Source organism: Amycolatopsis xylanica (assembly GCF_900107045.1).
Lineage (GTDB): Bacteria > Actinomycetota > Actinomycetes > Mycobacteriales > Pseudonocardiaceae > Amycolatopsis > Amycolatopsis xylanica.
In genome coordinates this window covers 130280-155904 of record NZ_FNON01000013.1, presented here as the reverse complement: position 1 = coordinate 155904, position 25625 = coordinate 130280, and the positions used below count along the sequence as shown (strand labels likewise).

Below are 25625 nucleotides of genomic sequence, written 5' to 3'. Positions count from 1 at the left end.
TCGGCGGCTGGGTCGGCCGATCGGCCGATCTCACCGCCGCACGCTCCACGCCAAGGTGTGCGCATGAAGATCACGAAGTTGCTCGGCGCCGCGTTGGCCTCGTTGCTGGTGGTGCCGCTCGTGCCCGCCGTCGCGGCCGCGTCGCCGGTGAAATGGCGGCTGTGCCGGGAGGTCACGCTGCACTGGCCGGCCGACGACGCGCGCACCGAGTGCGCGATGGTGACGGTGCCGGTCGACTACGCCAAGCCGGGCGGGCGCTCTGTCGACGTCGCGATCAGCCGGATCAAGGCGTCGGGGCGGCGTGACGGCGTCGTGCTGATCAACCCCGGTGGGCCAGGGGGACCTGGCATCTCGTTGTCGCGGTCGATCGCGGAGTCGAGGGCGGGCGGGATCGGCGTGCACCACGACCTGATCGGCTTCGATCCGCGCGGGGTCGGCTTCAGTGCCGCGGTGGAGTGTCCCTACGACTGGACCCAGCCTGATCCTTCCTTGCCCGCCAAGGAAAAGGCCCGGTTCGTGTCCGAACGCGACAGTCGAGCGCTGCAGCGCTGCGTCGCCGCCGATCCGGAGTTCGCCCGGAACCTGACCACGGCGAACATCGCGCGTGACATGGACCGGATCCGGCTCGCGCTCGGCGAGCCGAAGATCGGCTACTACGGCATTTCCTGGGGCACCATGCTCGGTGCGCAGTACCGCACGATGTTCGACCGCAACGTCGACAAGATGCTGCTCGACTCGGTGATGATGCCGGTGCTGGACCTGACCAGGCTGGAACGTGACGACCTGACCGCGCAGGAGAACTCGTTCCACGAGTTCGCCGCCTGGATCGCCCGCAACGACGACGTCTACCATTTCGGCGGGACCGGGCCCGAGGTGGTCAAGGCGTTGCTGGAGCTGCGGTCGCGCTTCGTCGGCAAGGACGGGCTGTTCGACGGCTGGCTCACGTCCCCGCGCAAGGACTGGCCGCGCTCGGCCCGCGACCTGGTCGGTGCCCGCGAAGGCGCCGCGAGCACCATGGGCTGGGAAGACCGGCACGGCTTCAGCTCGTTCCAGCAGAGCGCGGTGTTCTGCAACGACTCGGTCAGCACCAGGGACTTCGAGCAGGTGTGGCGCAACCGGCAGGCGTTGATCGCGACGCTTCCGGTCGCAGGAAGCCACGGCTCCGACGATGGCCGATGCGCGGGCTGGCCGTTCCCCGCCGACCCGACTCCGTTCACCGCGGGCACCAGCCCCCTGCAACTGGTCGGGCACGCCTTCGAGCACACCACGCCGATCGCCTGGGCCCGCGACATGCGCGCCCGCATCGGCGGCGCGCTGCTCACCGTCGAAGACGACGAGCACGGCTCGCTGATGGCCTTGCCGTGCGCGGTCAAGGCAGTGGAGTTCTTCGACACCGGCACGACCTCGACCGGCAGCTGCCCCGGCAGTCCCATCCCGCCCGCCGCCTGAAGTCGCACCCAGGCAGTACAGCAGGTCCAGCGCACAGGCTGCCAACGTCCGGCCTTTCGAACTCCAGCCAGGCCAGGTCGTGCACCTTGATCACCGGGTTCGCGGCCCGGCCGGGATGCTCGCCCGTCAGGGCGCCGTGCTCGCTGTGCTTCCTAGGGTGGACGGCGAACCGGGCTCGGGTATCGGGCTCCCGCTCGACGATCGCCTGCGCTTTTCTTTGGTGGCGTGAGGTTCCGCGCATCTTGTGGTGATCGTATGGCGGCGCCTGATAAGCCTTAGCGCTCTGGGAAGAGGGGGACGTATTGACCGGGCTCGTCAACGCCGACGTGGTCGAAGCACTGGCGCGCGGCGGAGCCGATGCGCAGTGCCGGATTCTGGACGAACGCTCGGCTGAGGTGGCCGACGTGATGGCCAACGGATTCACGCGCCGCTACCCGGAGATGGCGGCGAAGCCGGGATTCGCCCGCTGGCAGCTCGCCGTGCTGGCGATGATCGTCGCCGGCGGGCTGGCCGGTGTGGTGTTCGCGCCGCTGGTCGTGCTCGCCGTGCTGACTGTGCTGGCGACGGTGTACAGCCTGCTGAACCTGGTGGTGATGGTGGCCGGATCACTGTCTGGCGGGCGCCGGGGGGCCGGGGGTGATCCGCCTGTGCCGGACGTGGATCTTCCGCGCTACACCGTGCTGGTGCCCGCTTACCGGGAAGCCGAGGTGATCGGCGGGCTGGTCCGGCAGCTGGCCGGGCTCGACTACCCGCCCGACCGGCTCGAGGTGCTGATCCTGGTGGAACGGCACGACCCGGACACCGCCCGCGCGGTGCGGTCCGCGGACCCGCCCGCGTTCGTCCGGATCGTCGAACTCCCGCCCGGTCCGCCGCAGACGAAACCGCGGTCGGTGAATCTGGGGCTGCTGCTGGCCCGCGGCGAACTCCTGGTGATCTTCGATGCCGAGGACCGTCCTGAGCCCGATCAGTTGCGCCGTGCCGCGGCCCGGTTCGCCGCGCGCGACGGGCGGCTGGCCTGCGTCCAAGCGCGGCTGCTCTACCACAACGCCGGGGCGAACTGGCTGACCCGGCAGTTCGCGTTCGAGTACGCACTGCGGTTCGGGCTGGCTCTGCCGGGATTGGCGCGGCTGGGGATGCCGGTTCCCCTTGGTGGCAGCAGCAACCACTTCCGCACCGAGGCCTTGCGACGGCTCGGTGGCTGGGACGCCTGGAACGTCACCGAAGACGCCGACCTCGGCATGCGGTGCGCCTGCCTGGGATACCGCGTCGAGATGATCGGATCGGTCACCTGGGAGGAAGCCGTCGATACGATCGGCCCGTTCGTGCGGCAGCGAACCCGGTGGTTCAAGGGATTCCTGATGACGACGATGGTGCACACGCGTCTTCCGTGGCAGGCACTGCGCCGGTTCCGGGCACGGGGAATCCTTACGCTCCTGGGGATCGTCGCGAGCGCCCCGGTGACCGCACTGGCCCAGCCCCTGATGGCCGCTCTCACCGTGCTCGCCGTATCCGGCTCGATGTGGTCGTCATCCGGCGCCGGTCTGCTTGTGCCCGCGGTGACGCTCCAAGCGGTTTCGGCTGCCACGTGGATCGGCATCACCTTCGTGGCCGCCAGACGGTCCGGCCTGGCTGCGCCGTGGCAGGCGGTGTTCACCCCGTGCTATGCGGTGCTGTGGTGGATCGCGGCCTGGCGTGCCGTGTTCCAGCTGGCGTTTTCCCCGTTCAGCTGGGAGAAAACACCACACCGGAACAGGCCGGAGCAGGCCTAGTCCCTCGATCCCCGGCCGAGGCCTGTCTCGTGAGCGAGGAAAGCGAGAGTGGCGGCGGCTGCCGCGAGGGCCTGTGAGCGGGCTCGGGGACCGTGGCCCATGTCGGGCAGGTTCTGGAACAGCACGGGCCTGCCGTCCGGGTTGGCGTGCTGCAGGCGGGCGCACATCTTCCTGGCGTGCATGGGATCGACGCGGGTGTCGTTGCCGTACACCTGAAGCAGCACCGCGGGATAGTCGGCTCGCCGCACGTGGTGATAGGGCGAATAGGACAGCAGCCAGTCGAGCTCCCGGGGATCGTCCGCGCTGCCGTACTCCTGCCGCCAGGACGGGCCGAGGCCGAAATGCTCGTAGCGGACCATGTCGAGCAACGGTGCTATGCAGACCGCGGCACTGTACAGCTCGGGATGCTGGGTCACCGCGGCTCCCACGAGAAGACCTCCGTTGCTCGCCCCGAAGGCGCCGAGCCGGTCGGGCGAGGTCCAGCCGCGGTCGATCAGCCAGTGGGCGGCGGCGGTGAAGTCGTCGAAGCTGCGTTGCTTGGCCTGCCCCCTGCCCGCGTGGTGCCAGCCGGCGCCTTCCTCGCCGCCGCCCCGGACCGCGGGGATGGCGATCAGGCCACCTGCTTCGACCCAGGCGACCACGGACGGGTCGTAGGCAGGACGCACACTGATCCCGAAGCCGCCGTACCCGGTGATGAGGGTGGGACGCGGACCGGACGTGTCTTCGGCCCCGATCAGGAGCATCCGCACGGCCGTGCCGTCCAGGGAGTGGTAGGTGACGTGGCGGGTGGCCACGGCACGGCTCGGGGCCTCGCCCACAGGCCAGAAAGGTGCTGGACGGCGACGGCGACCCGCTCTGGGCCAGGAGGCCCGCGCTCGCGGTGGAGATCGCGGCGGCGCTGTGGGACCCGCACAGCGACGCGGCGATCGCCGAGTCGCTGGTGCGGGCGGGCCGTGAGTCGGGGTCACCGCTCGCGCTGCGCCTGGCGCTGGCCGAGATGGCGTCCGCCGCCGCGATGACCGGCGATGTCGGGAAGGCGATGGCGGCGATCGCCGAGGAGACCGCGATCGCGGACGCGACCGGCGGGCGGCCGGTGTACTACCACCAGCTGCGGCTGGCCGCGCTGCGCGGACGCAGGCAGGAAGCGACGGACCTGATCGACCAGGCCATGGCGGCGGCGCAGGAGCGCGGCACCGAGCAGCTGATGGCCAACGTCCACTGGGCGTCCGCCTTGCTGCACAACGGACTCGCGGAATACCAGGCCGCCGCGGCCGCGGCCAGTAACGCCGTCGAGTACGGCGATCTCTTCCTCGGCGGGTTCGCACTGCCCGAACTGGTGGAGGCGGCCGTCCGAAGCGGCGAGCACGACACCGCCGCCACCGCGCTGGAGTCGTTGACCGAACGCGCCGAAGCCGGCGGGACGGAGACGATTCGGGGTGTCGCGGCGTACGCGAGAGGATTGGTGTCCGGCGCCGAGGATGACTACCGGGAGGCCGTCGAACTCCTCCAGGGCAGCCCCATGCTCCCGTACCGGGCCAGGGCGAATCTCCTTTACGGGGAATGGCTTCGGCGCGAGAACCGCCGCAAGGAGTGCAGGCAGCAGCTTCGCCTCGCCCACGAGCTGTTGTCCCAAGCGGGAATGGACGCCTTCGCCCAGCGAGCGGCCGTCGAACTCCAGGCCACCGGGGAGAACGCCCGCACCCGCTCCGCGCAGGCGCACAACCAGCTCACCATGCAGGAAATGCACATCGCGCGCCTGGTCGCCACGGGCGCGACCTCCACCGAGGTCGCTGCCCGGCTGTTCATCAGCCACCGCACCGTCGACACACACTTGCGCAACGTGTACCGCAAACTCGAGATCACCTCCCGCAAACAGCTCAAGGACCTACCCGGCTTCTTGACGGCGTGACGTGAAAGACCGGCCAGCCGATCTCGGTGCGCCACGCGGCGGGATCGCTCGCGTCACGAGGGCCGACAACGTAGACCTCCCGCACCGGCCCGGCCACCGACATCGCGTTCTCCACCACCCAGGTGCCGAGTTCGCCGTACGTGACCTCGACGCCGTCGTGCTCGCCGACGTGGGTGGTGACGGCCAGTTCCGCGGCCGGGAGGACCACGGGGTGCACGCGTCCGGTGCGAGGTGGCGCGGCGGTCGGCAGGTAGACGAGCGCGTGCCCGCGTTCCTGTTCGAACAGGGCGTTGTCGTAGCAGCCGCCCGGCGGTCCGGTCACGGAGGCGCCGACGGCCGCCTCCAACTCGGCCATCGCGCCCGCGAACCAGGCCGCGACGTCGCCATGCCCGACCACGGCCTCCACCGCCGCGACCGTACGGGCGGGCTCCGCACGCAGCTCGACATCGATCGGCGCGGGATCGGGCCGGAGCAGGCGCCGCAGCGACACGACCGCCGCGCGAGTGCGGTCGAGCACGTCCTCGAGGCGTTGCAGGTGGTCCGCGACCAGTGCCGCCCGGACATCGGGGTCGGGGGCCCGCAGGATGCGCTGCACATCGCTCAAGGGGACGTCGAGTTCACGGAGCCGGTGGATGACCTGCGCGACCGGGATCTGGTCGAGCCCGTAGTAGCGGTAACCGGTGGTCTCGTCCACCACGGCGGGCTCCAGCAGGGCCGCCTCGTGATACCGGCGCAGCGTCCGCACGCTCAAGTGGGTCAGCCGCGAAAACTCCCCGATGCTCAGCATCCCTCCATTCTGGACTCTCCCCCTGGGAGAGAGTCCACGGCTTGACCCTCCCACGCCGCGAGGCCACACGATGGGCTCATGACACAACACACCAATCTTCTCCCGGCCACCGTCCGCGAGTTCTTCGCCGCCCACATCGTCCGCGACGCCGACACCGCATCGTCTTTCCTCACCGAGGACGCGGTGATCGTCGATCAGGACGAGACCTTCCGCGGCCGAGAGAAGACCTACGCGTTCCTGCGGGACGCCGGGTCCGAGTTCGAGTACACGACCGAGCAGATCGGCGCTCACCGCGTCGACGACGCCCATTGGGTGGTGACCGTGCGGCTCGAGGGCACCTTCCCGGGCGGCGTCGCCGAACTCGATTACCGGTTCACGGTGCGAGATGGCCTCATCGCCGAACTCGTCATCGCCAACCACACGGCCTGACCGGATCTTCAACTTCCCGGGAGCGATGCGGGTACGTGATCGACGGCGGAACCGTTCCGACCGTCTGAGCCGGCAACGCCCGGAAGCTCCCAGCCTCGCGAAAACCATTGGTGAATCGACTTGCTCCGCTGATGTACTGATGGCCACTGTGGATCTGCCGCGTGCCGGAGGTAGTGGTTGTGACGAGTTATGACGCGATCGCCGAGGTGTACGAGTGGCTCATCTCGGATGCGAAGCTGACTCCGGCCGAGTTCGCAGCGTCGTTCGATGATGTCCTTGGTCTTTTGCCGCCGAACGCTCACGTCCTCGATTGTTCTTGTGGGACCGGACAATTGGCGGTTGGCCTCGCCGGTCTTGGCATGCGGGTCGCCGCAACCGACGCCAGCGAGGCGATGGTCCGCCGGACCGCGGCGTTGTCCGAGGAGTTCGGGGTATCCGTCCGGACAGTGCGGGCGGACTGGCGAGAATTGCCCGATCATTTCGAGGACAGCACTTTCGACATGGTGTTCTGCGTTGGCAACTCGCTGCACCATGCCGAAGGCGCGCGAGGCAGAGTCGCTGCTCTGGAGTCGATGTCACGGCTGCTGAGCCGTGGCGGGCGTTTGGTGCTCACCTCCCGCACGTGGGAACTCGTGAGGGCCAGAGGTTCCCGGCTGGACATCAGTGACCGGCTCGTCCGCCGGAACGGTCGCGACGCCGTCGTGGTGTACCGCTGGGACATCGCGCCGAACTGGGAGGACGAGCACCACATCGAGATCGCGATCGCGCAAGTGGATCCGGCCGGGTCGGTTCTTGCCCGCTCGGAACTGCTGTCGAGCTGGCCCTACCGATACGAAGAACTCGAAGCCGAATTGCGCCGGGTCGGGCTCCGGACGGAACTGAGCACGTTCGACCTCGAGGCCGAGAATTACATGGTGGTGGCGAGCAAGGTATAGACACGCGGTCCGGCTTAATCCCTCGTTCGTGTACCACGATCATGCGTTTAGCGGAGTGACCGTCGATGATCTCCGGGGCCAGAGTGCAATACGTCGGGTAATCGATATTGCACGAGGGGTGACAGCGTGATGTTGAAGGTTCTGACGGTGTCGGGGTTGTTGGCGGCCTGCCTGATGGCGCCGGCCGGCGCTAGCGCGACGGTCGCGGCGACCTGCGTGGTTCCATCCGCGTCGGCGTTCGGCGACGGCTTGGGCGAGGATGCCGACTCGCCCGGTCCAGGGGTGGCGGCGGCTGTGGAGCGCGATCTCCAGGCGCGTGTCCGTGCCAACCCGGCTCCGCGGCTGTTCGGCGCGTTCACGGTCCCGGTCGTCTGGAATGTGTTCTACGACCAGGAAAACCCGGCCGACGGCAACATCCCGGACGCCGCGATCCAGCAGACGATGAACGTGGTGAATTCCTACTTCAACCAGGCCGGGCTGTCCTTCAGGGTGGCGAACGTCGTGCGCAGGGGAGCGCCGCACAGCGTGGTGCACGGCGCGGCGATCGACAACGCGGTCGAGCGCCAGCTCAAGCAGTACCGGCAAGGCACCGTGCAGACGCTCAACATCTACACGGTGGCGCACAACTACAACAACGACCTGGCGGGTTGGGCCACCTTCCCCTGGGACTACGCGTCGAATCCGCAGAACGACGGCATCGTCTATGACTACAACTACCTGCCGGGCGGAAAGCACGTCGGTTACAACACGGGCAAGATCATGGCCCATGAGATCGGCCATTGGGTCGGCCTGCTCCACACCTTCCAGGACGGCTGCCACGGCGGCGACTTCGTCGACGACACCCCGGCCGAAGCCACCCCGGCCCATGGCTGTCCTGTCGGCCGTGACACCTGCGCCGCCCCGGGAATTGACCCGATCGACAACATGATGGATTACTCCAGCGACAACTGCCGAGTCCGTCTCACCAGCGGCCAGTACAACCGGTTCGCCCAGGTTCTCTACCAATACCGGGGAATCAACCTCTACTGACGTCGTGAGTGTCGGGGTCGTGAGTGTTTTCGCCGGTTAGAACCGGCCGGAACACTCACGACCCGTTTGGTACAGGTCGGTGGCGAGTGTCACGCGTTCCCTCCGCTCGCTCTGGGTATTCCAGTTCGGACGGAGGGAGCCACGGATGGAACGCGACCACGCTTCGCAGACCAGACTGCGCGTGCTGGAAGCGATCACGGACAGCGCCTTGCGTGAACTGGATCTGGACACGCTGTTCAAGGTGCTGCTCAGCCGCGTGCAGGAGCTGCTGACGGTGGACACGGTCACGGTGCTGCTGACCGATCCGGCCGGGGGCCACCTAGTGGCGCGGGCCACGCGCGGCCTGGACGAAGAAGTACTCCAGGGTGTCCGGGTGCCGGTCGGCGCCGGGTTCGCCGGACGGGTGGCGCAGCGCCGCGAGGCGCTGCAGATCACCCACGTCGACGAGTCGACGGTGATCAATCCGCTGCTGTGGAAGCGGGGACTGCGCGCCATGCTCGGCGTGCCCATGGTCACCGGGGGAAGCCTCGTCGGGGTGCTGCACATCGGCTCGCTCACCGACCGGCGGTTCAGCGACGACGAGGTCGAGCTGCTGCACCTGATCGCCGATCGGCTGGCGGCGGGCGTGGACGCGCACCGTGCCCGCGCCGAACGGGCCGCGGCGGCGTTGCTGCAGGAAAGCCTGCTGCCGGGGCATCTTCCCGAGATCGACGGCTGGAGCCTGGCCGCCCGGTACGTGCCCGACGCGGGCAGCGGTGTCGGTGGCGACTGGTACGACGTGTTCACCCTGCCCGACGGGCGCCTTGGCCTGGTGATCGGCGACGTCGTCGGTCACGGGCTGGGCGCGGCGGTGGTCATGGGCCGGTTGCGCAGCGCGCTGCGGGCCTACGCCCTGGAATTCAGCGACCCGGCCGTGGTGCTGGGCAAGCTGGACCGCAAGGCCTCCTACTTCGAGCACAAGACCATGGCCACCGTCGCCTATGCCGTCCTCGACACCGCGACCGGCCGCGTGGACCTCGCCCTCGCCGGACACCCGCGACCGGTACTGGCCATCCCCGGCCGGAAGGCCACGTTCGTCAGCGGTCCCGTCGACCTGCCCATCGGCTTCGACCTGGCCACGACCGGCCGCCACACGATCACCGTCGACCTGCCGCCCGGCGCGCTGGCCGTCTTCTACACCGATGGCCTCGTCGAACGCCGCGAGGAGGACTTCGACCAGCGCATGGAACTGTTGCGCCACACCGTGACCGCCATGCCTGCCGAAGCCGCCTGCGCCTGGGTCATGTCCGAACTCGTCGGCGGCCGCCCCGCCACCGACGACATCGGCCTCCTGACCGTCCAGCGTGCTCCCGGCCCGTCGTGACACCTGCGAGTGGGCTGGACCATTGGGCAACCAAGCCCTCCCTCCGGGCGTGTACGCCGTGCATGCAGGAAACGAGGGAGGACCAGCATGACCTTACGAAGATCACTGGTGTTGTCCGCCGTCGCGCTCGCGGGCGCGCTCACCATCACCGATGGCGCGATGGCGGCGGCGGACACCGGTCAACAGCGTTCCGAGGTGACGCTGTCGGCGACGTCCTGGGGTTACGTCGACTCAGCGACACCGGCCACCGCCTACTTCAAGCCGAGCGGCAACCTGCCGATCGGCACCTGGGACACCACACCGCATCTCCGGCGCTCGTACGTGACCTTCGACCTGACCTCGCTGCGGGGTGCGCCGTTCACGACGGTGCTGCTGTCGGCAGGCGAGACGTACTACGCCGACTGCCGCGGCCGCGCCACCGAGGTGTGGCGGACCTCCGCCTACACCAAGCAGACGACCTGGCAGAGCCGCCCGGCTGAGCAAACGCGGGTGGCGTCCAGGGGCGCCGATGGCAGCTGCCTCGACAACGACGCCACGTTCGACGTCACCAATGCGGTGCGGGACGCGGTCGCACACAAGGTCCGTCATCTCACGCTGGCCCTCCGCGTCGCCGAAGGTCACGAGGCGGACCCGGCGTTCTATCGGATGATCAAGGCCCCGGCGACGCTGCGGGTGGTCAACAACACGCCGCCCGCGACGCCGGCCGACCTCCGCACCAACGACGAACCCTGTGCCAAGGACGGCACCGGAGCGCTGGTGAGCGGCCAGGCGAAGCTGAGCGCGCGGATATCCGACCCGGACGGTGACTTCACCTCAGGGCAGTTCGCGTGGTGGCCGGTGGCGGATCCGTCGCACCGGTACACGGGTGTGGGGTCGGGCAACCCAGCCGCGGCGTACCCGGACACCTCGGACCTGGCCGACGGCACCTACGCGTGGGAGGTGTACGCACAGGACCGCTGGGGCGCGAAGTCGGCCACGACGGGACCGTGCCGGTTCACCGTCGACCGCACGGACCCGAACGCGCCCGCCGTCGTTTCCGCGACGTACCCGGCTGGCGCCGAGGGCGGCGGGGTCGGTGTGGCGGGTGACTTCACCTTCTCTCCCAACGGTTCCACCGATGTCGCCCGGTACGACTACAACTTCGGCGGGGACATGCGGGAGATCGCCGCAGGCCCCGACGGGACGGCCACCGTCAGCTTCACGCCGTCGGCCAACGGCTGGCAGTCGGTGGTGGTCCGGGCGTGGGACCGGGCGGGCAACCTCTCGCTCAGCACCTACTACTCGTTCATCGTCAAGGAGACGCGGCCGACGGTCACCTCCGACCGCTACCCGCCGCAGGGCGGCCCGGACGGCGGCATCGGCGTGCCGGGCGTGTTCCGGTTCGCGCCGGGCACGCCGAACGTCGTGGCGTACGACTACCGGCTGGACGGCGGCGCGTCCGCGACGGTCACGGCAGGCCAGGACGGCGTCGCCGAGGTGACGATCACCCCGGCCACGGGTGGTGAGCACGTGCTGTTCGTGCGCGGCACCGACGCCGCTGGCGTGAAGTCGCCGGAACGGGAGTACCGATTCCTCGTCGACGCGTCACCGGTGGTACGCGGGCCCGAAAGCGTCGACCTGGGCACCTCGGCCACGTACACGGCGGGCCCGAGAATGCCGAACGTCGTCGAGTACGACTACTGGTTCGCGAGTGCCGAGAGTACTAAGTGGACGGTCAAGGCGAGCGCCGACGGAACCGCCACGCTGCCGGTCGAATTCGTCTCAGCCGACCAGAGCCTGCTGCGGGTCCAGGCCCGCGACGCGTCCGGCGGGCTGTCCCCGGTGGCGGAGAAACGGTTGTGGCTCAACACCTGGCGGCCGACGCTCGGCTACGAGGGCGACATCGGGACGGAGGGCAGAGCCGCCACGTTCACGTTCACCACCCCGATGCCGAACGCCGTGGAGTTCGAGTACTGGCTGACGGCGGACCCGGCGACCAGGTGGACCGTGCCGGTCAGCGGCACCACCGCGAAGGTGAGCTACACCCCGCCGAGGATCGGCGACTACGAGATGCTGGTGCGCGCGAGGAACACGGCGGGCGTGTGGTCGTCCACGGACAACCTCACGTGGACGGTGACGAACACACCCACGGTGAGCTCGAAGGAGTTCCAGTCGAACGGGCGGGTGTTCCCCGGCACCTTCACGTTCGAAGCCCGCCAGCCGGGCGCGGTGCGGTTCGAGTACTCGTTCGACTGGGGTCCTTTCCAGCAGCAGGCCGCCGAGAACGGGCGCGCCGTGCTGCAATGGACTCCGCCGCTGCCACCCGAAGGCTCGGCCTACCACAACCTGCGGGTGCGCACGGTGACGGACGGCGGCGTCTCCTCGCAGGAGAACACGTACTGGTTCAACATCTTGAGCGCGCCCTACGTGTCGTCCAAGGAATACCCGGAAAGCCAGTGGTCGGGCGGTCGTGGTGTGCCCGGGACGTTCACCTTCACGCCGGGTATGCCGGGCATCGTCTCGTACACCTACTCCGTCCACGACGACCGGGGTGCCGTGACGGAGGAGCTCACCGTGCCCGCGGACGGCTCGGGTGCGGGGACGATGACGTGGACCCCGCCGGACCGGGGCATCTACTCGGTCATCGTGCGGGGCACCACGGCCGACGGCACTAGGTCCGGTGGCATCGGCTACTCGGTGTACGTCCACTGATCGCGTGATCGGCGGCCCCGCTCCCGGCCGGGGAGCGGGGCCGCTTTTCGCGCGCCTGGGCACGCCCTGGGCGCGATCTGGGCAAGCGATGCCGGACAGTGGGACGAGCGGCGCCACGGTCGGGAGAGTGAGCGCCGGGTATCCGGGGGGATCGAGCGTTGACCGAGGAAGCCAAACTGCGGGCTCGCGCCTGCCGCCGGTTCGAGGACGAGTACTACGTCGAGCCGCTGGAAAGCGAGCACCGCAGCCAGGTGGCCGGACAGGACCTGGCCGCTGTCTTCGCCTACATCTACCGCGCGAATGCCTGGCACGGCGGCGAATCGGCGGCGGGGGAGGGGTCCGACTCCGCGGCCACGCTCACCGTGCGCACCGAACTGCCCGGCCTGCTCCGGAAGTGGCGGATACGGAGCATTCTCGACCTGCCATGCGGTGACGCGGCGTGGTTGCGTTCGTTGCCGCTGGGCGAGATCGGCTACGTGGGCGGCGACATCGTCGAGGACATCGTTCACCGCAATCGGGCCGCCTGCCCGGGTTCGCGGTTCGAAGTGCTCGACATCGTCAAGGACGAGTTGCCCGCCGCGGATGTGTTGGTGTGCCGGGACTGCCTCGTGCACCTGCCGCTCGCCGAAGCCGTCGCGGCACTGCGGAACATCGCCCGGAGCGGCTGCAAGTACCTGCTGGCCACCACTTTCCTCGGGCTGGGCCGCAACGTGGACATCGAGCCGGGTGACTGGCGGCCGCTGAACCTGCGGCTGCCGCCGTTCGGCCTGCCCGAACCACTCGACGTCCTCGTCGAGGTGGACCCCGCCGCCATCGGCGGACTGCCCGCGAAAGCGCTGGGGTTGTGGGACATCGACAGTTTCCGGGAGCGGTGAGATGACGGGAGCCGCGATCGCCGGGCTCGGTGTCACCGACGTGGGCAAGGTCTACGGCCGCACGGCGCGTGACTTCGCCGCCGACGCCGTGCGCCGTGCGTGCGACGACGCCGGGCTGCGGACTGCCGACCTGGACGGCTTGCTGGTCACCCCCGGTTTGAGCCCGGGGTTGGACGTCTCGCTGATCGTCGATCTGGGCGTAGCCGAACTCAAGCTTCTCACCGAAATCGGCGGTGACGGCACCTCCGTCTGCACGGCGGTCTCCTATGCCGCGATGGCGATCGCCGCGGGGCAGGCCACCACGGTCGCCTGTGTGTTCGCCGACGCGCCGCTGCGGCGAGGAACCGGCGCCGGCGCGGTGTTCGAGCCGGGTGAGCGGCAGGCCGGATTCGAAGGACTGCTCGGCGACGCTGGGCTCGCCCCGGTGCAGAGCCGGTTCGCGCTCGCGGCACGACGGCACATGGAAACCTTCGGCACCACCTCCGGCCAGCTCGGCGCGATAGCGGTGGCACAGCGGGAGTGGGCCGCGCGGAACCCGCTCGCCCAGCAGCGCGAGCCGATCACGGTCGCCGACCACCAGAACTCGCGGCTGATCGCCGATCCGCTGCGGTTGCTGGATTGCTGCCTGGTCGGCAACGGCGGTGCGGCGGTGATCGTCACGTCGGCCGAGCGCGCCGCGGCGCTGGCCCAGCCACCGGTGCACGTGCTCGGATTCGCGCAGTCGCACCCCGTCTATCGCGAACACCGGGGCAGTGGGTTCGGGCTCGTCAGCGGAGCCGCCGAATCGGGGCGTGCGGCGCTGCGCATGGCGGGAGCCGGGATCGGGGACGTCGACATCGCCGAGCTCTACGACTGCTTCACGATCGCGGTGCTGCTCACGCTGGAGGACTACGGGTTCTGCGGAAAAGGGGAGGGCGGGCCGTTCGTGGAAGAAGGGAACCTGATGCCGGGACGGGGGCGGGTGGCGGTGAACACCGGTGGCGGGCAGCTGTCCGGGTTCTCCTTGTGGGGTATGACACCGCTGGTCGAGGCGGTCGTCCAGGCACGCGGCGCCGGCGGGGACCGCCAAGCCGCGCGTAACCGGGTGATCATGGTGAGCGGCAACGGCGGCGCGTTCGACCACCACGGCACCCTGGTGCTCGGCCCGGACCGCGGCTGAGGCCCGTGATGGTGCTGCGAGATGAGGCTTCCGCGCCGTTCTTCGACGCGCTGGCGCGCGGTGAACTGACCGTGCGGCAGTGCTCGGACTGCGGGGAGCTGGCCGCGCCGCAGGCACGAGCGTGCCCGGTGTGCTCAGCGACCGAGCACGCGTGGACGGCGGTCGAGGGCTCCGGCGTCGTCGTCAGCTGGACGGTGCGACGCGACCGCGGCGGCGAGATCCTCGCGGTGGGCGGGATCGTGGAACTCGCCGAAGGGCCGTGGTTACGCGCCCGGCTGGCCGTCGAGCCATGCCGGTTGTCCGCCGGGTTGCCGGTGACGGTGCTGATCGAACGGCGGGACGGCGAAGAACCCGTTCCGGTCTTCACACTGTGAAGGGGAAGGAATCCATGGTGGACATCGACGCGATCGTCGACGATCTCGATGCCGAGCGCGCGGACCTGGACGAAGCGGTCGCCGGTCTCGACAGCCGCGGCTGGCGGTCGCCGACTCCCGCGGAGGGACTCACGATCGCCTGCCAGATCGCGCATCTCAACTGGACCGACGAGCTGGTGTTGCGCGCCATCGCCAGCCCAGCGGAGTTCGCCGGCGGCACTGAAGGAGTGCTCGCACCGCCTGACGCGACCGACGCGATCAACGCCGGGGCCGAGTTCGTCAACGCCGGCACGCGGCAACGGTCGGAATGGCCGAAGGACAAGCTGCTCGCGGCTTGGCGGGACAGCGCCGCCGAGCTTTCACGGACGCTGCGCGCACTGCCGCGCGGCACCCGCATTCCCTGGTTCGCTCCGCGCCCGCTGTCCGCGGCGGCGATGGCGTCGTCCCGCCTGATGGAAATCTGGGCACACGGCCAGGACGTCTTCGACGCGCTCTCGCTCACCCGTGAGCCGACCAGGAGGCTGATGCACGTGGCGCGGCTCGGCGTGCGCAGCCGCGACTTCGCCTACCAGCTGCGCGGCATGGTGCCGCCGGAGCGGGAGTTCCGCGTCGAGCTGCGCGCGCCGGGCGGCGAAGTCTGGTGCTGGGGCCCGGAGGACGCGGCGGAGCGGGTGGAAGGGTCCGCTTTGGACTTCGCGCTGGTCGCGACGCAACGGCTGCACCGCCACGATTCGGACCTGGTGGCCCGAGGCGAAGCCCCCGAAGCATGGCTCGCCATCGCGCAGGCGTACGCGGGGCCCGTGGGATCCGGGCGTCCCCGGCTCGGCCCGCCGGAGGGCCTGCCCGGTGGCGGCTGAGCGGCGCGCCGGCGGGCTGGTCGCCTGCACGACGATGGCCGCGGCGTTCCTCGCGATGATGGACTCGTCCATCGTCAACGTGGCCCTGTATTCGATCGGCGCGGACCTGCGCGCGCCACTGTCCGAACTCGGCATGGCGATCAGCGGCTACGTACTCTGCTACGGCCTGTTCTTGATCTGCGGCGGCCGTCTCGGCGACATCTACGGCCATCGGCGGCTGTTCATCATCGGAGTCGCCGGTTTCACCGCCGCGTCCGCGTGCTGCGGCCTCGCCCCCAGCGCCGAACTGCTGATCGCGCTGCGCTGCGTGCAGGGCCTGTCGGCAGCGCTGTTCTTTCCCCAGGTCCTGTCCATCATCCACACCACGCTCCACGGAGCGGAACGCGAACGCGCGCTCGGCGTGTTCGGACTGGTCATCGGCTTGGCTGGGGTCGTCGGCCAGGTGCTCACCGGAGTGCTCGTGCACGCGGACGTGCTGGGCCTGTCGTGGCGCCCCGCGTTCCTGCTCAACGTCCCGATCGGACTGGCGGTACTGGCGGGCGCGATCTTCGCACTCCCGAAGCGAACACCGACCGCACAGTCCGAAGTGGACTTCGCGGGCGCCGGTCTGCTCGCCGCCGGCATGCTGCTGTGCGGCTACCCGTTGGCGGAGGGCCGATCGCTCGGCTGGCCGCCGTGGTGTTTCGCGATGCTCGCCTGCGCCATACCGGCATTGGCGGGTTTCTGGTTCTGGGAGCGACGGTTCGCCTCGAGCGGGCGGCAGCCGCTGGCGAATCCGGTGTTGTGGCGGGTGCCCGGCTATCGCCCCGGCAACGCGGCGCTGCTGACCCTGCTCGGCGGCAACGCCGCGTTCTTCTTCGTCATGGTGATCCAGGTCCAGGGCGCGATGGGCTACTCACCGCTGACCGCCGGTCTTCTGCTCACGCCGCACGCCATCGCGTTCGGTCTCGCCTCGCTGGCCGCGAGGAGATTCGAAGCGCTCGCGCTCGGCTGCGGCCTGAACGTTCTCGGCTATGCGATCGCCCTCGCCACCACTCTGTTCGGTGGGGACGGCCTCGCCCTGATCCCGGCGCTGGTGGTGACCGGCGCCGGGCAGGGCATGAGCGTGATGCCGCTGCTCAGCCGCACACTGGCCAAGGTACCCGCGGAGCACTCCGGCACGGCGTCCGGAGTGCTGGAGACCGCGATCCAGCTGGGCATCTCGTTCGGCATCACCGTGATGGCGCTCGTGTACTTCAGCTCGGGCGCGTTCGCGGTGTCGATGGCCTTCAGCTTGGGCTTGGCCGTGGTGGCGTGGCTCTTCGTCCCGCGAGCTTGGCAAGCGCCCGCTGTCACTGGCTGAGCAGAGTGTCGACCAGGGTGGCGAGCGGCTGGTTTCGCGCGGCCGACACGACCTCGTCCGCCGCCGGGCCGAGGGCTGCGCGGGCGGCCGCCAACGTGCTTTCGCGCCGCGCCTGGCGGTCGGGGCCGAAGGACGGTGTGCCGAACCGTTCGCGGGCGCGGGCCGTGATCGTCAGCATGCGCAGCGCGGTTTCGGGGTTTTCCTCGGCGAGTTCGACCGAGGCGAGGCCTTCGATGACCTCGATCTCGCCGAGTGCCAGGTCGAGGTCGAGGAACGTCGCCAGGCTGTCCATGAAGAGCGAGCGTGCCTGCGCCAAGTCGCCGTGGCTGAGGAAAGCCACCGCGAGGTTGTTCACCGTCGACGCCTCGCCGCCACGTTCGCCTGCCGCCCGATAACTTTCGCGCGCTTGGCGGAACATCGCGACGGCCTCGTCGTGCCTGCCGAGCGCGTCCAGCGCCTGTGCCCACGGGTTCAGCACGCTGACCAGCACCATCTCGGCGCCTGCCGCCATCGCGATCGCACGGCATTCCTCGGCGAGTTCGAGTACCCGTGCGAATTCCCGCGTCTCGAGCAGTACGTAACAAAGCCCGGCCAGCGCGCCGATGGTGCCCATGACGTCGTCGAGTTCGCGATAGGCGGCGAGTGTCCGCTCGGCTCGGTCCAGCGCGCGCGGGACGTCACCGATGGACATCGCGAGCGCCGTCTCGGCGTGCATCGCCCGTGCGTGCAGCTCCGGCGGCAGTACCGTGCCGCCGTCCATCGCGCGGCGGAGCCAGCCGTACGCCTCGGGTGCGAGGCCTTGCGGCCAGCAGAACCACCAGAGCGCGGTGACGATCCGGACGACCGCGCCGGGGTCGCCGCCGTCGCCGAGACACCAGTGCACGGCCGCCCGGAGGTTGTCGAGCTCGGCCATCAGCCGGTGGACGACCGCGGGGTCGTTGCCAGACGGAACCGAGGTTTCGGCCAGTTCGACGCACCAGTCCGCGTGCCTGCGCCGGGCCGCGGCGGTCTCGCCGGACTCGGCGAGCCGCTCGGCGGCATAGTCCAGGACGAGTCTCAGCGAGTAGAAGCGGGTGCGGTCGGCGCCGGGCACGGCGACGAGCAGTGACCGGTCGGTCAGGCGGAGCAGGACATCCTGGGCGACACCGGCCACCCGTTCGGCGGCCGATGCCTCGAAGCCACCGGCGAACACGGCCAGTCCGCGGAACGCGGTCTGCTCGGCTTCGGTGAGCAGCCGGTGACTGCTCTCGATCGCGGCGCGCATGGTGCGGTGCCGTTCGGGAGTGGTGCGGGTGCGGTGGTCGGTCAGATCGAGCCGCTTCGCGAGGTTGTCGGCCACTTCGCCGAGCGAGAGGGCGCGCAGCTGCGCGGCGGCGAGCTCGATGGCGAGCGGCAGGCCGTCCAGGTCCCGGCACAGCCTGCCCGCGACCGCCAGATCCTGGTGCCGCAGCGTGAATCCCGGCCGTGCGCTCGCGCCGCGTGCCACGAGCAGGCGCACTGCTTCCGATCGCGAGATCGTCGCGTCGTCGTCGTCCGCCGAGGGCACGGAAAGGCCGCCGAGCGGCCAGACCTGTTCACCGGGCACGCCGAGCGGTTCGCGGCTGGTGGCGAGGATCCGCAGCCCGGCGCAGTGGCTCAGCAGGTCACCGGCGACCGTCGCGCACCCGTCGACGAGGTGCTCGCAGTTGTCCAGCACCAGCAGCCGGCGGCCGCGCTTGAGCCGGTTCACCAGCTCGGCGGGCGGCAGCTCCAGTGCGGCGGCGATCCGGTCGGCGATCGCCGCGCCCTCGGTTTCGGTGGCCAGCCAGACGACGTGCACGCCGTCGGGATGGTCCGGCACGGCGTCGCCCGCCAATTCCAGCGCCAGTCTGGTCTTACCCGCTCCGCCGGTGCCGGTGATGGTCAGCAGCCGGGTGACGCCCAGCCGCGCGGTGAGTGCGTCCAGCTCCTTGCGGCGGCCGACGAACCGGCTGGGCGGCGCCGGGATGGCCGAGGGTGGATCGAGCGCCGGGTCACGGCGCCGGATGGCCTTGGCCAGCGCCGCCGTCTCGTGTGCGGGAACTTCACCCAGCTCGGCGTCGAGACGTTCGCACAGCTCACGGTAGGCGTCGCGCGCTTCGGCGTGCCTGCCGTCGCGGTACAGCGCGAGCAGCCGCAGCCGCGCGAGCCGTTCGCGCAGCGGGTGTGCGACGACCAAGCCCGCCAGCTCGGCGAGCACCGACCGGTGCCTGCCCAGTGCGAGCTCCGCTTCGATCCGGTCTTCCGTGGCCGTGAGCCTCAGCTCGATCAGCGCGACCCGCGCGGCTTCGACGTCGGAGCCGGCGCCGACGTCGCCGTACGGCTCGCCTCGCCACAGCGCCAGCCCGTCGGCGAGCTCGGCCACCGCACGCGCTGGATGCGTGGTGAGATGCGTGCGGGCGGCGGCGACAGCGGCGGTGAAGGCGTCGGCATCGGTCTCGGCGTCCAGCCGGTAACCAGCGCCGACGGTGACCAGCCGCGCTCCGAGCACCTTGCGCAGCGCCGAAACGTACACCTGCAGCGCGGTACCCGCGGTGGCGGGCGGTTCGTCGCCCCAGACCTGGGCGATCAGGTGGTCGGCGGAGACCGTGCGACCGGCGTGCGCCAGCAGCACGCCCAGCACCGCGAGCGGCTTCGGCCCGCCCACATGACGTGGCTCGTCGTCGGCGTCGAGCAACTCCACCGGCCCGAGCACGCGAAACCTCACGACGCCCCCCTTTTAACCCGATCTTTAGCGCCCGATGTCAATCTCCCGCGTTCAGGGGACACAGTGCAAGGAAAGGAGCCGGGGGATGGGGGCGACCGTGGTAGTGGCGGACGGCCACGCGGGCGCGCGCGACGCTCTTCGCGAGCTGCTCTCGAGCGCGGAGGACATCACGGTGGTCGCCGAGGCGGGCACCAGCGCCGCCGCCGAGCGCCTGCTCGCCCGTCATCGCCCTGACGTGCTGCTCGTCGACCCGCGCATGTGCGGACCCGCCGGGCTTTCCACGCTGGCGAAGACCGCCGGGGCGGCGGCGATACTGGTGTTCACCACGCTCGACGACGACGGCTCCGTGCTGGCCGCGATACGCGCGGGCGCCCGCGGCTATCTCGGCAAGAACGCGTCAGGTGAGCAGGTGGTGCGGGTGATCCGCGGGCTGGCGGCGGGCCAGGCGCTGTTCGACGCGCACGTCGCGTGCCGCGTGACCACCCTGCTGTGCGGTGACCGGCGCCCGCCGACGCACCGGCTCACCACCCGGCAACGAGAGATCTTCGACCTGGTCGTGCTGGGAATCCCGGACACCGCGATCGCACGCAGGCTGCGGCTCTCGCCGAAAACGGTACGCAACCACGTATCCGCGATCCTCACCCAGCTGAACGCGGCCAGCCGGGCGCACGCCGTCGAGTGGTACCTCAGGCCGGGGTCGTGAGCGTCGCGGGCGGTTCTATTGAGGGGAAGCGCAAAGGTGGCGTGGTCGTGGGCTCGGCTTGGGCATGGGGGTCGTGAGTGTTCCGGCCGGTTCTAACCGGCGAAAACACTCACGACTCCCCACTCGGCAGGCTCGCCCGACTACCCGTGTAACCCGGATTGGGTGAGGGAGGCCCTCACTCAGCTGCCCTGCGACACGCCATGTTTGGCTTTCCCCTCAATAACCGCCCGCAACACTCACGACGCCGCTACTCGGCTTCGTTGACGATGTCGTCGATGTCCTTACCGGAATCCCGGATGGCCTTGTACGTCTCCTCGACGATCGCACTGCCCACGACGCCGCCGGCGAACCCACCCGCGGCGCCGCCGTACCTTCCGCCGAGCGCGCCTCCGACGAAACCGCCTGCGGTTCCGGCGGCGACTTCGTCCCAAGGCTTGTCCTGCGACAGGTCGTACGCGGCCGCCACGCCGGTCATCATCCCGCTCGTCACGCGTTTGAGCGTCTTGGTGATCTTCGCGGTCTGCTGACTTGCCCGGAAATCGTCCGCGGCCTGGGCGGCCACCGTCCTCAGCGCGTTACGCTTCTCGGTCAGCTCCGCCTGGCGTTCCGGTGGAATGCTGCCGTCTGGCAAGCGCACGGTCCGCTTGAAGTCGGTCAGCTCGCGAGCGGAGTCGCGCGCGTTTTCCGCCGAGGTGGCGAATTTCTTCTGCGCCTTTTCCTGTGTCTTCTCGAGGTTGCTCCCGGCACCGACGTCCATGGCCGCGGTCCCCATCTTGATGACGTCCTGCACGTCGTTGCCGATGCTGTCGGCGATCTTCTGGGGAACCGGCTTACCGGCGTCGTCCACGTATTCGAGCCAGGCGGCGTTCCGCTTCGCGGTCTTGACGAGGCCGTCGAGTGTCGCACGCGCCTCCGTGCCTTCCGGCTGCTGATCGCGAAGGTCCGCCAGCGCCTTCGCCTGGTCCTTGGCAGGTTCGACGCCCGCCGCGATCTCGGCCTTGACTTCCCACGCCCTTGGCCCGCTCACCGGAGCCGCAGGCTGTTGGTAGCCACGCCGGATCGTCGGCTTCGGTTTCGGGGGCGGGACGAAGTACTTGTTCCGCGGACCCGCGATGTGCTCGAGTCGCTTGGCCTCGGTTTCCGCTTCATCCGCGAGCTTCGCCGTGGCCTTCCAGGTCTGGATCGAACCGACCGGTCCCTTGTCCCGCTTCCTGGCCAACTGATCCGCGCGCTCGCGGGCCTTGTCGGCGGCCTGCTCGATCTCCTTTCCCGTCTCCAGCGCCTTCAGCCCGTTGACCGGTGTGGTGTTCTTGCCCGCCGATCCGGTGTCCTGGGACTTCAGGTAGACGTTGCCCTTGCCGGTTTCCTTGGCTCGCTTGTTGTTCTCTTCGCGTTCCTTGTCGCGGGCGTTGAGCGCCTTCAGCTTTCGATCGTTCTGATCTTCGATCGGATTCTTCGGCGCTCGTTGAGCGGTGTCTTTTTCAGCCTTTTTGTCTCCTTCTGTCCGCTGCGGCGATTTCACGTTCGGCACGGGGGTGCCGAACTTCTTCTCCTTCTGCACCTGCTGCACCCGGCTCGGATTCGCCTTCGCGGGCGCATCCTTGACCTGCGGTGCGGTTTTGGCCTGCGCTGGAGCTGCCCTCGTCTGCGGCTTGGCGGTGGTGTCCCCGTCCAACAGTTTCGCCTGCGCGGAAGTCACACCCAGCACACCGAAAGCCATCGCGATGAAGCCGCCGGAAAGCGTGTACTTGATCACCCTTCCGACGGGTACTGTCGTGCCTTTCATCCCCTTGCTCCCTTATCCGGTGAGGCATGCGGCGCCGAACAGCATGGGCCGGGCCGGTTCACTGGTGATTCATCCCGGTGAACCCGTACGCCAAGAGTCAACCTCCCCAGTGAGCGCTTCCAGAGCTCAAGTCGCTTCGTGACCCCGCTGTTCCAGCACTTCAGCGAACCCGTGCCACATCTCCGCGTACTGCCGCGCTATCTCCGCGATCAGCACGGCGCAATGCGGCGGCACGGAGGGCACCACCCACGCGTCGTCGTCCGGACGTAGTGCGTGACCATCCAGCCAGCGCAGCAGACGCCGTCCGGCTTCGGTGAACCGAAGCGAAGGATCCTTTCGCAGTGACTGCAGGGTCGACGCTGTGTCGTCCGCGGTCGTGCGGCCGAAAGGCGTCGCGGGGTCGCTGTTCGGACTCGGCGTCTTTACCGGAGTGGGGCCCTTTTTATCGCGACCGCCGGGAGCAGGGTCCAGCCCTCGCTTGACCCGGTCGCGGACATCACGCGCCGTGCCGACCGAGATGCCCGCCTCTTTGGCGATTTGCCTCAATGAGGCGTCCGGCTTCTCCTCCAGCACTTGGCTTGCCCGGATCCGGCCCTGTGTCGAGTCGACCGGCCGGACTCGGCCGTCGCGCCCGATCCGGGCGATCGGGGACTGCCCACCGCCCAAGCCGGAATTGCGCCGGACGCGGGCCACCGCCTCGGCGGACAGTCCCACGGCGGCGGCGATGCTCCGGTCCGACCAGTCGGCGTGCCGCTCGACGATGCGTTGCGCGGCCGCCCTACGGTCGGCCAGTGAGAGTGGTAGCCCATGGGCGAGATTGGCCTCGACGGCCATAATGAAAGCGCTATCCTCGTCGCCGTCGAAAAACCGGGCGTCGAGCTCGTCCTCGCCGCGCAGCAATGCGGCACGAACCCGGTGCTCGCCGTCGATGACGCGCATCGTCTGCCGGTGCACCACGATGGGCGGGAGTGGGGCGGCGATCTCGGCCAGCAGTTTGGTGTGGGCCGGATCCTCGCCGTCGATCCGTGGCGAGTCCGTCAGCTTGAGCATGCTTATGGGAACACGTACAATTGATTCTTCACCGTTTCCGTTGTAAGATATCTCTGATTCCGAGCGCAGCATGGCGCGCTTCGAGTGTGATATCGCCGTAGCAGCGCCTTCGACGTGCGACATGAATGTATCCCCCGGTGAGATTACCGATGCTGTCGGCTTCGTTCGAATGTACCTGAACAGGTTTGACCGCGCTGATAATCCGAATGCCCCCCAGAGGCGCGGATCCTTTGCGCTAGCGACAAATAGTATGCTCATTGTATGCGGGAAATCGTCAAGCGGTCAACTGTTCACATATCTGAATAGTGAGAGGTGACCAAATGCGCCCGAATGTCGCAATCTTTCAGCCGCTCGCAGCGTTCAAGTGCCGGTTCCTGGCGGTTGCACGCCAGCGGAGCCATGCGACTGGTCCGGACCAGTCGCCGGTGTGGTACGGACCTGTGGGTGAGGTGGGCGTGGGAACACGGCTGGCGCAGGTCATCGCCCGCACGGGAGATCGGCGATCCGGGTGTCGGGGTCCTTGGTCACGGCGGCGAGAATGTTCGCCAGATCCTGTGCCAGCCGGATGATGGTCTCTTCGTCGAACAACCGGCTGTTGTACTGGATCAGCCCGCCGGTCCCGTTGGCGCGGAGTTCGAAACTGGGGTTTTCCTTGGCCATGAGCCGATGCTGGGCCGGGCTCGGTGCTTCGGCTGGTGGGTCTGTGAGGTCGTACTGGAACCGCTCGGCGAACAGGCCGCCCAGCATCCGCGTGGTGATCGGCGGAACGTCGAACTGGAGCCAGGCGTGATACAGGTTCTGGGCGGGCCATGGGCGCGCGGCATCGAAATCGGAGTGGAGACTTCTTGCGATGGCCGGGAAAGGGGCGGCGTGCGCGTAGGCGTCTCTGGCCGTCCGGGAAAGCTGGACGAGCAGTTCGGTGAAGGTGGCCGCGGGGTCTATCGCGGCGCGGAAGAAGACCACGTTGTTGAACAAGCCCATGAGGTCGATGGTCGTGCTGTCGGTGCGCTGTGCGAAAACCGAGCCGATGACGATATCGCGCTGGCCCGTCTTGAGGTGCAGCAATGCCTGATAGGCGCTGAGGAAAAGTACGTAGAGACTGACTCGGCTGCGCCGGGCAAGGCCCGCTGCCGCATGGGCGAGCGCGGTGTCGATGGTGAAGATGTGGAAGGCGTTGTCGCAGCCGTCCATGCTCGCCCGCGGACGGTCGGTCGGCAGGTCGAGCGACGGCGGCGCGTCCTCGAGCCGCCGGGTCCAATACTCGACCGACGCCTCGGCGTTCGGGCACGGGCGGCCGGCGAAGTCCTGGTAGCTACCGGCAAGAGCGGGCAGCTCGTCACCGGCGTACAGCGCGGTCAGCTCCTTGCGCAGGACCCAGGCCGACCATCCATCGGTCACGAGATGGTTGAGCGTGAACACGAGAACGTGGTCGGTTTCGGCCAGCTTGCAGACCGATGGGTGGATCAGTGGCCCGTTGACCAGGTCGAACGGCCTGCTGTCCGCTTCCGCCGCGTAGGCCGCGGCGGCGGGTTCACGGTCCTCCCTCGGTAAATGGGTCAGATCCACCAGCGACAGCGGGACGATCAGCCGGGGCGTGACGCGCTGGCGTGGCTGGACGCCGAGGTCGGTGAGCGTGAGCCGCAATGCGTCGTGCCTGCTGACGAGAATGTTGAACGCGCGTTCCATCCGGGGTACGTCGAACTCGCCGGTGATCCGGTAGGTCAGAACCTGGTTCATCGAGGTGCTGCCGGGGTCGGCCGGGTTGAGGAACCTGAGGTTCTCCCACATGTACTGCTGTGGCGCGGAGAGCTCGAAGGGGCCGGTCACCGGTCGGACGTCCCGCCGAGGAGTTCGGCCTGCTCGGCGACCGTGGGGCGATCGAAGATGTCCGCCACGTCGAGTTCGACCCCGAGCGAGCTTTTCGCGCGTGCCGCGATTTCGATGGCGGCCAGTGATTCGCCGCCGAGTTCGAAGAAGTTCACGTCCACACCCACGGCCCCCACCTCGAGGACCTCTGACCAGATCCCGGCCAATGCCCGCTCCGGTGCGGACCGGGGTGCGACGAACCTGGCCGGACCAGGCCTGTCCAGCAGGTCGACGACGTCCCGCGCGTTCTTGGGGAGCTCTGGCAGCACGAGAATGAGCGCGGGGGAGTCCCGCACCGGCAGCTGCTGCCTGAGATGCTGGTGGAGTTCTCGCACACCGACGTCGTACCGCACGGTCACTGCGGCCACGGTGGCTTCGCCGAGCGCCTGATGGGTGAGTGCGAACACCGCGGACCCGGTCACCGCGTGGTGGTGTGTGAGTGCCGACTCGACTTCGCCTGGAGATACCGCGTCGGTGGTGTCCACTGGTCTGGATTCTCCCCCTTGGTCGACTGCTGGCGAAAAGTG

The 25625-nt window shown here is 69.1% G+C and carries 21 protein-coding genes; 14 read left to right on the top strand and 7 right to left on the bottom strand.

The window, feature by feature from the left end; genetic code table 11:
- Window positions 1–63 precede the first annotated feature (63 nt).
- Together BLV57_RS39600 and BLV57_RS39590 are read left to right on the top strand one after the other, a co-directional pair.
- Window positions 64–1449 carry an alpha/beta fold hydrolase gene (locus BLV57_RS39600; protein WP_091299033.1) on the top strand — a complete coding sequence of 462 codons (1386 nt, stop codon included), beginning with the start codon at window positions 64–66 and terminating at the stop codon, window positions 1447–1449.
- Between the two features lie 302 nt (window positions 1450–1751).
- On the top strand, window positions 1752–3218 hold the full coding sequence (locus BLV57_RS39590; protein ID WP_091299027.1) for a glycosyltransferase family 2 protein: 1467 nt from the start codon (window positions 1752–1754) through the stop codon (window positions 3216–3218).
- Here BLV57_RS39590 and BLV57_RS39585 read toward each other — a convergent pair.
- Window positions 3215–4036, bottom strand: a complete 822-nt coding sequence (locus tag BLV57_RS39585) for a prolyl oligopeptidase family serine peptidase (protein ID WP_245757711.1) — start codon at window positions 4034–4036, stop codon at window positions 3215–3217. The two genes, BLV57_RS39590 and BLV57_RS39585, sit on opposite strands and share 4 nt — an antisense overlap.
- 11 nt (window positions 4037–4047) lie before the next feature.
- Between BLV57_RS39585 and BLV57_RS39580 the strand changes: the two genes are divergently transcribed.
- The gene (locus BLV57_RS39580) at window positions 4048–5127 is read left to right on the top strand and encodes a helix-turn-helix transcriptional regulator (protein WP_091299024.1); all 1080 of its coding nucleotides are present in this window, start codon (window positions 4048–4050) and stop codon (window positions 5125–5127) included.
- On the opposite strand, the gene BLV57_RS39575 is transcribed toward BLV57_RS39580, so the two are convergent.
- Window positions 5096–5914, bottom strand: coding sequence for a MerR family transcriptional regulator (locus BLV57_RS39575; RefSeq protein ID WP_091299022.1), 819 nt, complete (start codon window positions 5912–5914; stop codon window positions 5096–5098). The two genes, BLV57_RS39580 and BLV57_RS39575, sit on opposite strands and share 32 nt — an antisense overlap.
- Window positions 5915–5992: 78 nt before the next feature.
- Here BLV57_RS39575 and BLV57_RS39570 point away from each other — a divergent pair, with 78 nt between their 5' ends.
- The 10 genes from BLV57_RS39570 (at window position 5993) to BLV57_RS39525 (ending at window position 16968) form a co-directional block, all read left to right on the top strand.
- Window positions 5993–6343, top strand: a complete 351-nt coding sequence (locus BLV57_RS39570; protein ID WP_091299020.1) for a nuclear transport factor 2 family protein — start codon at window positions 5993–5995, stop codon at window positions 6341–6343.
- Window positions 6344–6504: 161 nt separating this feature from the next.
- On the top strand, window positions 6505–7278 hold the full coding sequence (locus BLV57_RS39565) for a class I SAM-dependent methyltransferase (protein ID WP_245757710.1): 774 nt from the start codon (window positions 6505–6507) through the stop codon (window positions 7276–7278).
- 129 nt (window positions 7279–7407) lie between these two features.
- Window positions 7408–8307: a zinc metalloprotease gene (locus BLV57_RS39560; RefSeq protein WP_091299017.1), complete on the top strand. Its 900-nt coding sequence runs from the start codon at window positions 7408–7410 to the stop codon at window positions 8305–8307.
- Between the two features lie 145 nt (window positions 8308–8452).
- Window positions 8453–9670, top strand: a complete 1218-nt coding sequence (locus BLV57_RS39555; protein WP_091299014.1) for a PP2C family protein-serine/threonine phosphatase — start codon at window positions 8453–8455, stop codon at window positions 9668–9670.
- Window positions 9671–9757: 87 nt separating this feature from the next.
- Entirely contained in the window at window positions 9758–12361 is a 2604-nt protein-coding gene (locus tag BLV57_RS39550; protein ID WP_143047275.1) for a hypothetical protein, read from the top strand.
- A 158-nt stretch (window positions 12362–12519) separates the two neighbouring features.
- Window positions 12520–13236 carry a class I SAM-dependent methyltransferase gene (locus tag BLV57_RS39545; protein WP_091299010.1) on the top strand — a complete coding sequence of 239 codons (717 nt, stop codon included), beginning with the start codon at window positions 12520–12522 and terminating at the stop codon, window positions 13234–13236.
- A 1-nt stretch (window position 13237) separates the two neighbouring features.
- Complete coding sequence (locus BLV57_RS39540; RefSeq protein ID WP_091299009.1) at window positions 13238–14395, top strand: thiolase family protein; 1158 nt, start codon at window positions 13238–13240, stop codon at window positions 14393–14395.
- 8 nt (window positions 14396–14403) lie between these two features.
- Complete coding sequence (locus BLV57_RS39535; protein ID WP_091299007.1) at window positions 14404–14769, top strand: Zn-ribbon domain-containing OB-fold protein; 366 nt, start codon at window positions 14404–14406, stop codon at window positions 14767–14769.
- 14 nt (window positions 14770–14783) lie between these two features.
- Window positions 14784–15626 (top strand): TIGR03084 family metal-binding protein, encoded by an 843-nt coding sequence (locus tag BLV57_RS39530; protein ID WP_091299005.1) that lies wholly within the window; start codon window positions 14784–14786, stop codon window positions 15624–15626.
- On the top strand, window positions 15616–16968 hold the full coding sequence (locus BLV57_RS39525) for an MFS transporter (RefSeq protein WP_218134982.1): 1353 nt from the start codon (window positions 15616–15618) through the stop codon (window positions 16966–16968). The genes BLV57_RS39530 and BLV57_RS39525 overlap by 11 nt, the downstream gene beginning before the upstream one ends.
- Here the strand turns inward: BLV57_RS39525 and BLV57_RS39520 are convergent.
- Window positions 16958–19693, bottom strand: coding sequence for an ATP-binding protein (locus BLV57_RS39520; RefSeq protein WP_091299002.1), 2736 nt, complete (start codon window positions 19691–19693; stop codon window positions 16958–16960). The genes BLV57_RS39525 and BLV57_RS39520 overlap by 11 nt on opposite strands.
- Before the next feature lie 85 nt (window positions 19694–19778).
- Here BLV57_RS39520 and BLV57_RS39515 point away from each other — a divergent pair, with 85 nt between their 5' ends.
- Window positions 19779–20396 carry a response regulator gene (locus tag BLV57_RS39515; protein WP_176969019.1) on the top strand — a complete coding sequence of 206 codons (618 nt, stop codon included), beginning with the start codon at window positions 19779–19781 and terminating at the stop codon, window positions 20394–20396.
- A 247-nt stretch (window positions 20397–20643) separates the two neighbouring features.
- Here the strand turns inward: BLV57_RS39515 and BLV57_RS39510 are convergent, their stop codons facing one another.
- From BLV57_RS39510 to BLV57_RS39495, 4 genes are all read right to left on the bottom strand, one after another.
- Window positions 20644–22182: a hypothetical protein gene (locus BLV57_RS39510; RefSeq protein ID WP_143047274.1), complete on the bottom strand. Its 1539-nt coding sequence runs from the start codon at window positions 22180–22182 to the stop codon at window positions 20644–20646.
- Between the two features lie 126 nt (window positions 22183–22308).
- Window positions 22309–23355 carry a ParB/RepB/Spo0J family partition protein gene (locus BLV57_RS39505; RefSeq protein WP_245757709.1) on the bottom strand — a complete coding sequence of 349 codons (1047 nt, stop codon included), beginning with the start codon at window positions 23353–23355 and terminating at the stop codon, window positions 22309–22311.
- Window positions 23356–23709: 354 nt separating this feature from the next.
- Complete coding sequence (locus BLV57_RS39500; protein WP_091298994.1) at window positions 23710–25059, bottom strand: condensation domain-containing protein; 1350 nt, start codon at window positions 25057–25059, stop codon at window positions 23710–23712.
- On the bottom strand, window positions 25056–25583 hold the full coding sequence (locus BLV57_RS39495; protein ID WP_176969018.1) for a phosphopantetheine-binding protein: 528 nt from the start codon (window positions 25581–25583) through the stop codon (window positions 25056–25058). Before BLV57_RS39495 ends, BLV57_RS39500 begins: the two co-directional genes overlap by 4 nt.
- Window positions 25584–25625 lie beyond the last annotated feature (42 nt).